The 14,273-nt window shown below is 71.0% G+C and carries 12 protein-coding genes, 1 pseudogene and 1 riboswitch; of the genes and pseudogenes, 7 read left to right on the forward strand and 6 right to left on the reverse strand.

The features are described 5' to 3' along the window. Window position 1: 1 nt before the first annotated feature. Window positions 2-805, reverse strand: a complete 804-nt coding sequence (locus tag ACFQU4_RS34620; RefSeq protein WP_377501100.1) for an SDR family NAD(P)-dependent oxidoreductase — start codon at window positions 803-805, stop codon at window positions 2-4. A gap of 133 nt (window positions 806-938) precedes the next feature. On the opposite strand from ACFQU4_RS34620, the gene ACFQU4_RS34625 reads away from it, so the two are divergent. After that, a complete protein-coding gene (locus ACFQU4_RS34625; protein ID WP_377501102.1) occupies window positions 939-1,367 on the forward strand; it encodes a CBS domain-containing protein in 429 nt (142 codons plus the stop codon). Window positions 1,368-1,386: 19 nt separating this feature from the next. Here the strand turns inward: ACFQU4_RS34625 and ACFQU4_RS34630 are convergent, their stop codons facing one another. Together ACFQU4_RS34630 and ispF are read right to left on the reverse strand one after the other, a co-directional pair. After that, on the reverse strand, window positions 1,387-1,701 hold the full coding sequence (locus tag ACFQU4_RS34630) for a DMT family transporter (RefSeq protein WP_377501104.1): 315 nt from the start codon (window positions 1,699-1,701) through the stop codon (window positions 1,387-1,389). Window positions 1,702-1,711: 10 nt separating this feature from the next. Then, a riboswitch (guanidine-III (ykkC-III) riboswitch) is annotated at window positions 1,712-1,773 on the reverse strand. A gap of 31 nt (window positions 1,774-1,804) precedes the next feature. Next, window positions 1,805-2,290, reverse strand: a complete 486-nt coding sequence (ispF, locus tag ACFQU4_RS34635) for a 2-C-methyl-D-erythritol 2,4-cyclodiphosphate synthase (protein ID WP_377501106.1) — start codon at window positions 2,288-2,290, stop codon at window positions 1,805-1,807. 49 nt (window positions 2,291-2,339) lie between these two features. Here ispF and ACFQU4_RS34640 point away from each other — a divergent pair, with 49 nt between their 5' ends. From ACFQU4_RS34640 to ACFQU4_RS34660, 5 genes are all read left to right on the forward strand, one after another. Further along, complete coding sequence (locus ACFQU4_RS34640; protein ID WP_377501278.1) at window positions 2,340-5,078, forward strand: AAA family ATPase; 2,739 nt, start codon at window positions 2,340-2,342, stop codon at window positions 5,076-5,078. Window positions 5,079-5,212: 134 nt separating this feature from the next. After that, complete coding sequence (locus tag ACFQU4_RS34645; RefSeq protein ID WP_377501108.1) at window positions 5,213-5,581, forward strand: YciI family protein; 369 nt, start codon at window positions 5,213-5,215, stop codon at window positions 5,579-5,581. A gap of 104 nt (window positions 5,582-5,685) precedes the next feature. Next, window positions 5,686-6,549, forward strand: a complete 864-nt coding sequence (locus tag ACFQU4_RS34650; protein WP_377501110.1) for a CPBP family intramembrane glutamic endopeptidase — start codon at window positions 5,686-5,688, stop codon at window positions 6,547-6,549. A 40-nt stretch (window positions 6,550-6,589) separates the two neighbouring features. After that, window positions 6,590-7,153, forward strand: coding sequence for a GNAT family N-acetyltransferase (locus tag ACFQU4_RS34655; protein WP_377501112.1), 564 nt, complete (start codon window positions 6,590-6,592; stop codon window positions 7,151-7,153). Continuing rightward, window positions 7,150-8,247 carry an AAA family ATPase gene (locus ACFQU4_RS34660; RefSeq protein WP_377501114.1) on the forward strand — a complete coding sequence of 366 codons (1,098 nt, stop codon included), beginning with the start codon at window positions 7,150-7,152 and terminating at the stop codon, window positions 8,245-8,247. The genes ACFQU4_RS34655 and ACFQU4_RS34660 overlap by 4 nt, the downstream gene beginning before the upstream one ends. 68 nt (window positions 8,248-8,315) lie before the next feature. On the opposite strand, the gene ACFQU4_RS34665 is transcribed toward ACFQU4_RS34660, so the two are convergent. Further along, complete coding sequence (locus ACFQU4_RS34665; protein WP_377501116.1) at window positions 8,316-9,104, reverse strand: class I SAM-dependent methyltransferase; 789 nt, start codon at window positions 9,102-9,104, stop codon at window positions 8,316-8,318. A gap of 885 nt (window positions 9,105-9,989) precedes the next feature. Between ACFQU4_RS34665 and ACFQU4_RS34670 the strand changes: the two are divergent. Continuing rightward, a pseudogene (locus ACFQU4_RS34670) lies at window positions 9,990-10,243 on the forward strand (enoyl-CoA hydratase-related protein); the annotation flags it as partial. A gap of 216 nt (window positions 10,244-10,459) precedes the next feature. On the opposite strand, the gene ACFQU4_RS34675 reads toward ACFQU4_RS34670, so the two are convergent. Together ACFQU4_RS34675 and ACFQU4_RS34680 are read right to left on the reverse strand one after the other, a co-directional pair. Continuing rightward, entirely contained in the window at window positions 10,460-10,834 is a 375-nt protein-coding gene (locus tag ACFQU4_RS34675) for a hypothetical protein (protein ID WP_377501118.1), read from the reverse strand. 146 nt (window positions 10,835-10,980) lie between these two features. Next, window positions 10,981-13,977 (reverse strand): tetratricopeptide repeat protein, encoded by a 2,997-nt coding sequence (locus ACFQU4_RS34680; RefSeq protein ID WP_377501120.1) that lies wholly within the window; start codon window positions 13,975-13,977, stop codon window positions 10,981-10,983. Window positions 13,978-14,273 lie beyond the last annotated feature (296 nt).

The following is a 14,273-nucleotide window of genomic DNA, read 5'->3' on the forward strand; positions in this document are numbered from 1 at the left end:
CTCAGACGGTCTTCACCAGCCCGCCGTCGATCACCAGCTCGGCACCGACCGTGCTGCCCGAGCGGGGCGAAGCGAGCAGCGCGATCCCGTCGGCGATCTCCTCGGCGTGGGCCAGCCGGCCGGTGGTGAGGGACATCAGTTCGGGTGCCAGCTCGGCGATCACGGCATCGCGGGTGCGCCCGGTCTGCTCCGCCAGCACGTCGGCGGCGCCACCGGGATCGGTCCACCACGGCGTCAGCACCGGCCCCGGCGTCACCGTGTTGATCCGGATGCCCTGCGGCCCGAACTCCTCGGCCAGGGCCTGGGTCAGGTTGCGCAGGGCGGCCTTGGCGGCGCCGTAGTCGACGTTGATCGCCGACGGTACGAGAGCGTGCGTCGAGCTCACGTTGACGATCGCGCCACCGCCGCTGTTGATCATGACCGGGATCGCCGCGCGGCAGAGCCGGACCACGGACAGCAGGTTGAAGTCGATCATGGCCTGCCAGTCCCGGTCGGTCCGGTCCAGGAAGCCGAACACCGGCATCCGGGTGCCGGGCGGCGGCCCGCCGGCGTTGTTGATCACGACGTCGATCCGGCCGTGCTCACGAGCCACCGCGTCGACCAGTTCGGCCGGCCCGTCGGGCGACGCCAGGTCGACCGCGAGGTGCCGGATCTGTGGGCCCGACTCCGCCAGCGCGGAACTCGGGGTCCGGGAGACGGCCACCACCTGGGCTCCTTCGGCGGCGAACCTCCGGGCGGTGGCCAGCCCGATGCCCTTCGAGGCGCCGGTCACGATGACGATCTTGTCGTTCAGTTGGAGATCCATGCCCGGTAGACGCTGCCGTACCCCGAAATGTGAGCCGTGCCCGCGGGGGAATCCGGGGAGCCGCCGGAAGGGGTTCCGCCGACAGGCCCGACGCCGTAACCTGTGTGACACGGCTCACATCGAGGAGGTTGCCATGCGTGTATCCGACATCCTGCGGGGCAAGGGCGCCGCGGTCGCCACCATCGGTCCGTCCGCGACCGTGGCCGAGCTGCTGGCTCGGCTCGCCGAGCACAACATCGGGGCCATGGTGGTGCTGGCACCGGATGGGATCGTCGGCATCGTGTCCGAACGGGACGTGGTGCGGCGGCTGAACGACCTCGGCGGTGGGCTGCTGGACCGCCCGGTCGCAGAGATCATGACCACCAACGTCGCCACCTGCGCCCTCGACGACGCGGTGGACCGGCTGAACGCGGTGATGACCGACCGGCGAATCCGCCACCTGCCGGTGGTCAAGGACGGCCGGCTGCTCGGCATCATCAGCATCGGCGACGTGGTCAAGGTGCGGATGCGGGAACTGCAGGACAACACCGAGCAGCTGGAGGCCTACATCAGCCACGGCTGACGCCGCACCTGCCGCGGGCTCAGTGCAGCAGCTTGAGCCCGATCACACACGCCACGATGCCCAGGATGAAGATCAACTTCAGCACCGAGAACGGCTCGGCGCCGGTGATCATGGCGTAGGTGACGGTGAGCGAGGCGCCGATGCCGACCCAGACCGCGTACGCGGTGCCGGTCGGCAGGTCGCGCATGGCGAAGGCCAGACCAGCCATCGACAGCAGGAGTCCGACCACGAAGGTGACGGTCGGTATCGGCTTGGAGAATCCTTCGGACTTACCGAGGGCGGTGGCCCAGACGGCTTCCAGGACTCCCGAGATGATCAAGATGACCCATGACATGACAGGCTTTCTTGCGTCGTCTTGTCGCTGGCCGGGTACGACGCACCTCGTCCGGTGCCAGTCAGGCAACTCCAGATTCTCACATCCCTTGCAGGCGGGCAAATCAGCCGGGTTCGGCCGGCTCCCGGAGCAGGACGACGGCGGACGCGCTGGCCGCCGTACCCTCGCCTTCGGGGCCGATCCCGTCGTTCGACCTGGCCTTCACCGACACCCGGCCCGGGTCCAGGCCCAGCGCGCTCGCGATGTTGATCTTCATCCGGTCCAGGTGCGGCCGGAGCCGGATCGTACCCAGCACGACGAAGCTGTCCACCGACTCGACCCGGTAGCCGGCGGCGGCCACCACCTCGGCGAACTCGATCACGAAGTCGAGGCTGCGGGCGTCGTCGGCGGCCGGGTCGTCCTCCGGGTAGTGGGTGCCGAGGTCGCCGTCCGCGAGCGCCCCGGCCAGCGCGTCCACCAGGGCATGGCACAGCACATCACCGTCGGAGTGGGTGTCGAAGCCCACGTCCGCCTCGATCGGCACGCCGCCGAGCACCAGCGGGCGCCCCGGGACGAGCCGGTGGATGTCGTGACCGAGGCCGATTCTCACTGGGCCGACCCTAGTCACGGGGTCGCGGGGGCATGCCTCCGCCCGGACCCTGCTCGTTTACTGTGACCGCATGTCGCTGGTGGGACGGGGGTCGGAACAGTCACGGGTGGAGCGCCTGCTGGCGGACGCGCGCGAGGAACGCAGCGGTGCGCTGGGGCTGCGGGGTTCGGCCGGAATGGGGAAGTCGGCGCTGCTCGACCACGCGGTGTCGATCGCCAGGACCGGCGGGATGCAGGTGGTCCGGGCGACCGGCGTGGAATCCGACGCCGCGTTGGCGTACGGCGGACTGCACCAGCTCCTGTTTCCTCACTTCGACCGGTTGGACGCCCTTCCGGCGCCCCAGGCGGCGGCGCTGCGGTGCGCGTTCGGGCTGGCCGGAGGAGAGGACACCAACCGGTTCCTGATCGCGGCCGGGACCTTGTCGCTGCTCGCCGAAGTGGCCGAGGACGCCCCGCTGCTGTGCGTGATCGACGACCTGCAATGGCTCGACCAGGGTTCGGCGGAGGCACTGCTGTTCGCGGCCCGTCGCTTCGTGGCCGACCCGATCGCCCTGCTGTTCGCGATGCGCGAGACGCCGATGCCGGTCGAGACCACCGGAGTCGAGGTCGTCGAGCTGTCCGGTCTGGCCGCGCCCGACGCCGCCCGACTGCTTGATGATCATGCTCGGGGTCTCGTCGAACCGGTACGGAGCCGGGTGCTCGCGGAGTCCGCCGGCAATCCGCTGGCGATCATCGAGCTCGGCTCGTCGCGCCTCGCGGCCGGTGACGCCGACGCGTCCGACCCGGTCGGTCCGCTGCCGGTACCGCGCCGCGTCCAGGACACGTTCCGTCGTCAGATCGTCGACCTGCCCGAACCCACCCAACGCGCCCTCCTGGTGGCGGCCACGGACACCGCCGCTCCTCTCGAAACGATCTTGTACGTGATCGAGGCTCTCGGCGGTGCCGCCGACGACCTGGCCCCCGCCGAGCGCAGCCGGATGATCAAGATCAACGGCCGGATCGCCTTCCGGCACCCGCTGGTCCGGGCAGCTGCCTACCAGGACGCGCCGCTGCACCGGCGGATCGAGGTGCACCGCGCGTACGCCGACGGGCTGCGCGCCGACGCCGATGCCGACCGGCGGGCCTGGCACCTGGCCGCCGCGACGACCGCCCCCGACGAGTCGGTGGCCGTCGAACTCGAACGCGTGGCGGAACGCGCCCTGCACCGGGGCGGCGCGATCGCCGTGGCCGCCGCGTACGACCGCGCCGGGCGGCTCAGCGCCGACCGGGAACTGAAGGCCAGGCGGCTCGCCCAGGCCAGCCAGGCCGCGTTCGATGCCGGCCAGGCCGACCGCGCGGCCCGGCTGGCGGCCGAGGCGATGTCCCTGACCACCGATCCCGGCGTACGGGCAGCGGCCAGCTACACCCGAGGCGCCGTGGAGTACGAGCGCACCGATCCCCGGGTCGACGCGGAGCTCACGCTCGAGGCCGCCGCGCTGGTGCGAGACGCCGATCCGGAACGGGCCGCCCTCAATCTGTACGAGGCCGTGCACGCCGCCCGGCACGCGGCGGCCCACGACCTGCTGCAGCGGGCGGCCGAACTGATGCAGGAGTTCGCTGCGCCGCCGGGTTGGGCGCCCGTGGTTGCGGCCCTGCTCGGGTGGGTGGAGCTGTACGACGGCCGGCCGCAACGGGCCGCCGACCGGATCCGGGAGCTCTATCCGGCGGCTCCCGGCGGCACCCAGGACCTGATGTGGCGGATCACCGCCGGCATCGGCGGGCTCATGATCGCCGACGACGAGCTGGTGGTCGGCCAGGTCGAGGACCTGCTGGCCGAGGTGCGTGCGACCGGAGCTGCCGCCTGGATTCCGTACACCTTGAACCTGCTCGCAACGGCCCGGTTGTTCCGCGGCGAGTTCACCGACGCCCGCGCGTGCGCCGCCGAAGGTGCGTCGGTGAGCGACGAACTCGGGAACGTGACCGAGCGCCTGGCGAACCGCTCGCTCGAGGTGTGGCTGCACGCCGTGGCGGGTGACGAGGAACGCTGCCGTGGGCTCGCGGAACAGATCCTGCCGCAGGCCCGCACCCGGCACCGGGTCAATGCCGCGATCGCCGAGTGGGGGCTCGGCATGCTCGAGCTGTCCGCCCGGCGGTTCTCGGCTGCTCTCGACGGGCTCGACCGCGTCTCGCGCAGCCCCGGCGGTCAGGACCCGTTCCTGATCCGGGCCCTGCCGGACCTGGTGGAGGCCGCCGTACGCAGCGGTCGGCCTGATCGCGCCGACGAGCCGATGGCACGGTTGCGGGACTGGGCCGAGCACGTCGACCGGCCGGTGGCCACGGCGCTGCTGCTGCGCTGCCGGGCCCTGCTCGCCGACGACGCCAACGCCTGGCCCTTGTATGCCGAGGCGTTGCGGATCCACGAGCGCAGCGGCGGTCCGTACGAGCGCGCCCGGACGCAGCTGGTCTACGGCGAATGGCTGCGCCGCCGGCGTCGTCGTACGGAAGCCAAGGCGCAGCTCGGGGCGGCCGTGTCGGCGTTCGACCGGCTCGGCGCGAAGCTGTGGGCGGAGCGGGCGCGCGGCGAACTGGCCGCCTTCGGCCAGCGGGACGACGAGCCGCGGAGCAACGGACCGCTCGACCTGCTGACGCCGCAGGAACTGCAGGTGGTCCGGCTCGCCGGGGCCGGTCGGACCAACAAGGAGATCGCCGCCCAGCTGTTCCTGAGCCCGCGAACGGTCGGCCATCACCTCTACAAGGCGTACCCGAAGCTCGGCGTCACCGCCCGCGCCGAACTGAGCAGCCTGGTCTGAGTCAGTCATCGGGGCTCGGACACCAGTCACAATGACTGATGCGGCGCCGATCCGTTCCCGCCTAACGTTTCCGGTATCAGAGGGCGCGTCCCCGGACGCGATGCTCACACCAGTTGGACAACAAGGAGACGATCATGACGCAGTACTTCCTGAGCCTTCCGCACGACTCCGAAGAAGAGCCGACGATGGCCGACATCGACCCCGCGGAGCTGCAGGAGCTGTTCGCCGCGGTCGGTGCGTTCAACACCGCGCTCGAGGAGGCGGGGGCCTTCGTGACCGCCGGCGGCCTGCAGCCGCCCTCGACCGCTACCACGGTGGACTACTCCGGCGACAGCCCCGTCCTCACCCCGGGCCCGTTCGTCGAGGCGAAGGAGTACCTCGGCGGGTTCTGGATCATCGAGGCCGAGAACGACGACGTCGCGATCGAGTGGACCAAGCAGGCCTCGAAGGCCCTGCGCAGCCGGGTCGAGGTCCGTGCCCTTCAGGAAGCACCTTCTGCCTGAACCGAGAGCCTTCGGAGCCGTCGGGCCGAGCCGTAGAGCCGGCCCGACGACCGAGGTGTCGGAGATCACCACCGACAGGGTGCTCGCAGGTCTACGGTTGCGGCATGGCAGAGGCCGATGCGGGCAGGGCGTCGAGTGCGGGAATGACGAGGGCGGGCGGCCGGGCCCGCTGGACTGAGGTCGCGGCGTACCTCGGACTGACCGTCGTGGTGGTGAATCTGCTCGGGATCCCGATGATCACCGGGCTGATCCCGGCCGACCTGCTCAACGCCGTGGTGCCGGTGCTGCAGTACACGCCGTTCATCGTCGCGTTGATCATGTTCCGGGTGCTGCGACCGGGCCGGTTCCGGGACGTGTTCGCCGTTCGCCGAGCCGGAGTCCTGCGCTGGGGTTCCATCGGTGTCGGGATCATCGCCGCGGTCGCGGCCGCCGAGTTGATCTTCGCCCTCGCCACCGGGACGGCGCAGTTGGCGCCGGTCGGCCAGATCGTCGGCCTGCTGCCGATTCTGGTCCTGGTGTTCGCGATGCAGTCCGTGTTCGCGATCGGCGAGGAGTTCGGCTGGCGCGGCTGGTTGGTCGACCGCGCCGCGCACTGGGGCTTCTGGCGACTCTCGCTGATCTTCGTCCCGGTGTGGATGATCTGGCATCTTCCGGTCCTCGGCACGCTCGCCGACCAGACCGTGGGCGAGAAGGTGATCTACTTCCTCGGAATGGGGGCCTGGGCGCCGCTGTTGTTCGCCCTGCGGTTGCGCTCCGGCTCGGTCTGGCCGCCGGTGCTGGCCCACGGCGCGATCAACAGTGTTCGGGTGTACCTGCTGCAGTCGGTGCCGTTGCGGCCCGTTGATCACCTGGCTGCCGAGCTCCTCGGCTGGGTGCTGCTCATCGCCGTCGCCGCGTGGCTGATGCGGCCGTCGGTCCGCGCGACGATTCCCGAGCTGGCACCCGCCGACCCCATGCGGGCGGCTTAACCGGTCGCCGAGCGTCAGTGGGGCGTACCAGAATGGGCGGATGCCTGAACTGATCGCGCCAGTGACCCGAGTCCACCGGTCCTTCGTCGAGGCCATGAACGAATTCCAGGCCGAGGGACGGGGAGACTCCGGCGACAACTCCATGGTCGGCAGCGATATCCGCAGCAATGCCGACCGCTGGCACGCGCCGGAGGCGTTCGCGGAGTACGTGATCAAGGTTCGCGCAGACGCGGAGGAGGATTCGCCGCGGCCGGCGGGCTACGTGCCGGGCACCACGCTCTGGTACGTCGACGGTGATCAATATCTCGGTCGGTTGGCGATCCGGCACCGGCTCAACGCCAACCTGCTCGAGTGGGGCGGCCACATCGGCTACGACGTACGGCCGACCGCCCGGCGGCGCGGTCACGCCACCGCGATGCTGCTGGCCGCGCTGCCGATCGCGTACGAACTCGGCCTCGATCCGGTGTTGATCACCTGTGACGAGGACAACGTCGCCTCCGAGAAGGTGATCAGGAAGGGTGGCGGCGTCTACGAGGACACCCGGCGCGGCAAGAAGCGGTTCTGGGCGCCGACCCGGCCCGAATCCATGATCAGCACGTCATGATCACCACGCTGGCCGTCGAGGGCTACCGATCACTGCGCGACGTGGTGGTCGAGCTGGGTCGGTTGACCGTGATCACCGGGGCCAACGGGACCGGGAAATCCAACCTGTACCGGGCGATCCGGCTGCTCGCCGACGCCGGGCACGGTCAGCTGATCGGCAGCCTGGCCCGGTCCGGCGGGCTCGACTCGGTGCGCTGGGCCGGCCCGGAGAAGATCTCGGAACGGATGCGGTCCGGCGAGGTGCCGGTCCAGGGCACCGTCCGGACCGGGCCGGTCCGGCTGCGGCTCGGTGTCGCCGGAGACAGCTTCGGGTACGGAATTGATCTTGGTCTGCCGACCCCGGCCGAGGCGGGCGCGTTCCCGTACGACCCGAGGATCAAGGCCGAGGCGATCTGGTCCGGCCCGATCCTGCGGCCCGCGGCGACCCTGATCGACCGGGCCGGGCCGCTGGTCCGGATGCGGGACGGCCGGTCCTGGACGGAACTGAGCCGGACCCTGGCCGGTTCGGAGTCGCTGCTCAGCGAATACGCGGGAGCGTCGCCGGAGATCGCCGCGGTACGCGAACGGCTGCGCGGCTGGCGCTGCTACGACCAGCTGCGGACGGACCCGGAGGCACCGGCGCGGGCGGCCCGGATCCCGACCCGGACCCCGGTGCTGGGGCATGACGGCGGCGATGTCGCGGCGGCGCTGGCGACGATCCAGGAGGTCGGCGACTCCCGGCTGCTGGCCGCGACGATCGCGGAGGCGTTCGACGGGTCGAGCCTGGTCTCCGGCGACGCTGACCTGGCGCTGGCGCTGCGGCAGCCCGGGATGCTGCGGCCGATCGGAGTCGCCGAGCTGTCCGACGGCACGCTGCGCTACCTGATGCTGGTCGCGGCCCTGCTGTCGCCCCGGCCGCCGGAGCTGCTGGTGCTGAACGAACCGGAGGTCAGCCTGCACCCGGACCTCTACCCGGAGCCTGGCCCGGCTGATCGTGGCCGCGGCAGAACGGTCCCAGGTGATCATCGTCAGCCACGCGCCGGGACTGGTGGACAAGATCATCGCGGAGCACGCGGACGATCTGGTCCGGATCGAGTTGATCAAGGAACTCGGTGAGACCATGATCGCCGGCCAGGGTCGCTTCGAGCGCCCGTCCTGGCAGTGGCCGAGTCGCTGACCGTACCTCAGCGTTTGCGGCCCACCATCATCCGGAACAGGTTGGCCTTGATCACCCGGCCGTCGTAGCGGTCGTCGATCAGGCCACGAATGCAGCCGAGCAGACCGTCCAGCCGCTCGGGCGGCAGAGCCAGGTGGCCGGAGAACGTCTGCAGCAGGTCGAGGTAGGTCTCGGTGTCGTGCGGGATCTCGACCACCTCGCGCGCCGTACCGACCGGCTCGAAGAATCCTCCCGGCGTGACGTCGAAGTCGTCCTTGATCGACTCCGCCTTCGTCAGCCGGAAGTCGGGCCTGGTGTGCTCGGGATCCCAACGCTCGTAGCATTTCTGGACCTCGGCGAAGAACTCGCTGGTGCCGCCGTCGACGTGCGCAGTACCGATGATCGCCAGCGCGCCACCCGGCCGCAACGCCGCCGCCGTCTTGCTGAACTGGACCGCCGGGTCGATCCAGTGGAACGAGGTCGCCGCGGCCACCGCGGCGAACGGTTCGGCCGGCAACTCCCACTGCTCGAAGTCGCCGGTGATCACCTCGGCGTCGGGAACGTTGCGCCGCGCCACCGCGGCTAGGTCCTCGGACAGCTCGACCGCCGTGACCCGGTAGCCGCGGGCGACCAGCGACCGGGTCAGCTGACCGGTCCCACAGCCGATCTCCAACACCCGGTCCCCGGCCGTCAGCCCGCCCAGCTCGGCAAGCCGGTCGAAGATCAACTCGGGGTAGGAGGGTCGGGTCCGGTCATACCGCTCGGCCGCCGCGCCGAAGGTCTGCCGCAACCGCTCGCGTTCGTCGTCGGATCGCATGCCCACGACCCTAACGACGCCCGACCCACCACCCCCAAGAAACGCCGACCCGGCACAACAGCAGGCGTTTCTGCGGCGTGTCGCAGCAGAGGTGACGAGTCGGCGGGCGGTTGGGGAGGTGTGGACGACTGTGAGGAGGTGGGGAGGTCGAGAACCTGGGGAGGTAGGCCGCCGGGGAGGCGGGTTCGGTCGGGGAGTTGGGTCGGGCCGGGGGAGCCGGGTCGGGCCGGGGAGTTGGGTCGGGGAGTTGGGTCGGAAGGTTGGGCAGGGTCGGGGGTTGGGTCGGGAGTTGGGTTGGGTCGGGAGTTGGGTCGGGTCGGGTCAGGGAGGTCGGAGCCAGTCGGGGAGCTTTGAGCCGGTCGGGGAGTAAAGGGGACACCCTCCAACGCCTCCGGGCCCGCGTGATTTCCAGCAGCCGCGAAGGGTCAACCCCCGGCAGTGACGCGGAGGCACCCTGCACGATCGAGATCGTGCGGAGCGGCGGGTCGGATCTAGGCGGTCGGTGAGGAGCCGTGGATCCGTGAGGTCAGCGACGTGCACGGCCCCGGAACGAGCGGGCTCGAACCGGCGGATGCGGAGCTGGCGAGGGGACAGCCGACCCGGCCTGACCCCTCGGCCCCGGACCGCGGAACCGAAGCGCCGGCGTGAATCCAGCCCCGGTGCTGGCTACGCCGAGTGGACGCTTTGACCGCTCTCGACGCAGTGCGGGGCGTCCTTTGCGTCCACTCGGCGTAGGTGACCGCGTCGGCAGAAGACTCTGCAATCGGGTTGATTCGGCGTGCGGTCTCGGCGGTCGCTTGCCGCGCGCGTACGGCGTGCGGACCTGTCGGAGGTACGGGGTTGAGCCGGCTGGCGCCGGAGCCAGCACTGGTGCGTGCCGCGCCGCCAAGGGAGGTGATCGCGTTGGTCAACGGCTGGGCACCCGGCGGCGGGCACAGCCCGCACCTGGTCTGCGACCTGACCCCGGCCAGCGCCGAGCACACCCGGTTCAAGCAGACCGACGCCGACGTCGGCTCCTTCGACGCCGGCTTCGGCTCGGCCTACCTGGCCCGCCAGGTCGGCCAGAAGCGCGTCTGGGAGATCTTCTTCCGCGGCGAGTTCACGACGCCGAGGACGCACATCGGATGGGCATGGTCAGCCGATGCGGTGGTCGCGGAGCGCGCCGGGCAGCGCCATGATCGGATCTCGGTCCAGTCGGATCTTGGCCCCATCCGGATCTCAGCCCATCCGGATCTCAGCCCTGGCCGGACCTCAGCCTGGCCGGACCCGAGTCTCCCCCAGATCCCTGCCGACCGGGCACCAGCGCAGCGACACGCCGCAGAAACGCCTGCGGTTGTGCCGGGTCGGCGGAGGGGTCAGCGGGCGAAGGGGAAGATGGCGGGGGTCCAGCCGAGGTAGCGGCCGAGGGTGTCGTGGGGGACGATGCCGATCCGGCCCTCGACACCGGGGCCGATCACCTCGCCGTCGCCGAGGCTGCCGCGGACGGTCACTTTCCCGCCGACCTCGAACCAGGCGAGAGCACCGCGCGGGGGACTTCCCTGGGAGATCAGATCATGATCGCTGAACCAGTCGAGACCCTCGTCACAGCGGCGCCAGCCGGCCTCGGACGCGTAGCCGAAGGCGAGCCGCTGGAACCGCAGGGCCCAGCCCTCCCAGGCCGAGCTGCCGATCCGCCGTAACTGCCAGCGCAGGGCCTCTTCGGCCGAGCGTGGTGTGGCATCGGTGATCATCACCGCAACCCCCGACGTGTGCTGTGAGTCCTGACGTGGAAGGTCCGTGGACTGGTCGGCACGTGGTGCACCCGATGATTCCCCCTGGATCTCCCGCATGGGCTCAATGTGGACCGGCCTCGTACATTTCTGGCACATCCCGCGAGCTACTGCACGGCCCCGCGTTCACCCGAGGAGATGTCCAGGCTGCGCCGCTCGGCGCGATCGGCTTCGGACTGCAGGCCGCAGACCTGCCACTGCCGCGCCGCCCGGCGATACAGCCGGATCGCCTCGTTGCGCCGTCCGGCGAGCAGGCTGACCTCGCCGAGCGACTCCAGGATCAGCGCCTGATCGTCCAGCTCTCCGGCCCGCTCGGCGGAGCCCAGGGCCCGGTTCAGCTCCCGGCGGGCGGTGGCCAGGTCGCCGGTCTTGGTCAGCACGATGCCGAACGTGACCCGGGTCTGGGTGGCGCACCGGTCGTCGCTCAGCGCGTCGAAGATCGCCAGCGCCTCGGTCATCGCGGCCCGGCCGGCCGGGTAGTCCTCCCGTGCGTGATGCAGCGCGGCGAGCCGGCGCAGTACCGTCGCGACCCGGTGTTGATCACCGATCCGGGCGGCCAGGTCGCGGGCCCGGAGCAGCCAGGTTTCCGCCTGGTCCTTGTGATTCGCGGCGATGTGGATCGCGGCGATCGCGCTCATCGCGGTGGCCTTGAGATGATTTTCCGAGGGCGTACGGAAGCAGTCGAGGGCCGCCTTCGCGTGCTGCTCGGCGACGTCGAACCGGCGCATCATCCGGTGCGTGGTGGCCAGCCCGATCTCGGTCACACCGACCCCGGGCAGGTGGTCCAGTTGCTGGAACAGGGACCGGCTCCGACGGAACTTGTCCGCGGCCAGATCGAGGTCGGCGCGGTACAGATCGATCTGGGCCAGATCGCGCAGCACGGTCGCCTCGCCCAGCGGATCGTCCAGGCCGTTCGACGACGGCAGTACGGCGGTCAGCGCGTGGTGCCAGAGTTGGGTGTGCCCGCGCAGGTCGAAGTACGCCGACCAGGTGCAGACCAGCCGCCAGGCCAGGTCGTCGGCGCCGTACCGCCGGGCGGTCGCGACCAGGTCGATCAGCCGGCCCTGCTCGCCGGCGAACCAGTCCTCGGCGGTCGCGTCGGCCGGCGGGTCCGGGGCCTCGTCCGGCATCGGGAACGCCACGCCTAGGAATTCGAACGGCAGAGCGGCGGCGGCCTCGCGGGCCCGCACCAGCCAGCCGAGCAGCACTCGCCGTACGCCCTCGACGGTCTCGGGCCGATGCTCGGCGCCCCACTCGCGGGCGTGCCAGCGGAGCAGGTCGTGCATCCGGAACTCGGCCGTCCCGGCCTGCCCGCGGCTGACCAGCTGGAGCAGGTTCTCCTCCAGCAGGTTGTCCGCGGTACGGGAGGAGCCGCTGGCCAGTTCGACCACCCAGCCCGGGAACTCGGTCGCCTCCAGCGCGCCGAGCACCCGGTACGCGGTCGCGTCGGCCGCATCGAGGGACCGGGCACTGAGGTCGGCGCTGGACCGGAACGCGGTCTCGCCCAGGGTGAGCTCGTTCAGCGCCTGGTCGGGATCGGAGAGCCGGCGCACCAGTTCGGCGACGCTCAGATCCGGTCGCCGGCTGAGCCGGGCCGCCGCGATCCGCAGCGCCAGCGGGTGCCGGCCGCAGGCGGTCGCCAGCCGTTGCCTGTCCGCCGTTTCCCGGCCCGGCGCGATCTCCTCGATCAGCGCCTCCGCCTCGGCCGGCTCCAGTTCGCCGAGCTCAAGGGAGCGGATGCCGGCGATCTCGGTGAGCCGGCGCCGGCTGGTCAGCAGGGTCACCGTGTCGCCGGTGCCGGGCAGCAGTTCCTCCACCTGGCTCGCCGTACCGACGTCGTCGATGATCAACAACACCCGCCGGCTGGCCAGTTCGGACCGGAGCAGGGCGGCCGCCCGGTCCAGGCGCTCCGGCACGGTCTGGACACCGAGCGCCGCCAGCGCCTCGGCTACGGCATAGGTCGGGTCGACGTGGCGGTCGCCGTGCAGGCTGAGGAAGATCTGGCCGTCCAGGAACGAGTCCCGGACCAGGTGCCCGATCCGGATCGCGAGGGCCGACTTGCCGATCCCCGGCGGCCCGGAGATGGCGACCACCAGCGGCCGGTCCGCGGTCCGGGTCCGCAGCGACTCGACCAACTCCGTCAGGTGCTCGGTACGGCCGGTGAAGTCGGCCACGTCCATCGGCAGCTGGGTCGGCACCTCGCGCCGGAACGGCGGATCCCCGCTGTCGCCCCGTTCGGGGACCGGTGACTCCGCAAGCCGGTCCGGCTTCGCGGGCTCCTCCGGCGGCCGGCGGGGGACCGGGGTCAGGGTGCGCCGGGCCGGCATCGCCCGCGCCTCGGCGGCCAGCGCAGCGAAGTCGGCGCCCGGGGCGACCCCGAGTTCCTCGGCGAACAGCTTCTCGCCCTCGTCGGCGGCCTGCCGGGCGAAGGCGGGCTGGTCGGCCGCCAGGAAGCAGCGCAGCAGCAGGCACCACAGGTCCTCGTTGTACGGGTCCCGATCCAGCGCCTCCCGGACCAGCTGGGCCGCGCGGCGCGGATCGCCGTGCTCGATCTGCAGCCCGATCGCGTCGTCCAGCATCTCGGCCCGGGCCAGGTCCCACCGGGTCAGTTGCGGCTGCCAGGCCAGACACACCGGCACGTCCTCGAGCAGCGAGCCCCGCCACAGGTCGAGCGCGGTGTCCAGCAGCACCAGGGCGCTGGCGTAGTCGCCGACCGTGGTCAGGTGCCGGACCTCGGACCGCATCGCCTCGACCCGGGAGGTGTCGACGTCGTCGGTGCCCACCATCAAGGCGTACCCGCCGGGCCGGGTCTCGATGGCCGCGGTGACGCCGCGCTCCTGCAGGGTGGTGCGCAGCTTGCGGATGTAGCTGCGCAGATTCGCTCCGGCCGAGCCGGGCGGTTCGCCGTCCCACAGGCTGTCCGCCATGTGATCGGTGGAGACGAACCGGTTGGCGTGCAACAGCAGCAGACCGAGAAGTTGGCGCGGCTTCGTACCCGGAATGAAGCGCGCTGCCGCCTCACCGGTGATCAGCATCGGTCCCAGGATCTGGAAGATCACGCCGTATCGGTCCTTGGTCGGGTTCCGGACTCCTGAGTCCGGCATGCACATTGTGCCCCGGAAGGGGCGGCACGGCGGCAGATTACCGGGGTATATCGCATGCCGATGAGCCGGATGTACGACGGATGTACGCCTGCCTGGAATGGTTCAACACGGCAGCCGCTACGGACCCGATGCTGGGGGGCTCCTCGGATCCGGGCGGCGCCGCCGAGGTTGAGGAACGGTCCGCCGGTCCTCACAAAACTTCCGCGGTCGGGGAATGCGGGCCCCGACCGCGGTATTTTTGTCCCGCCCGAAATTCGTACGGGCGCGTTGACATCCCCGTGACCCCAACCTACGGT

Source organism: Microlunatus sp. GCM10028923 (assembly GCF_042666975.1).
In the GTDB taxonomy this organism is placed as follows: domain Bacteria; phylum Actinomycetota; class Actinomycetes; order Propionibacteriales; family Propionibacteriaceae; genus Microlunatus.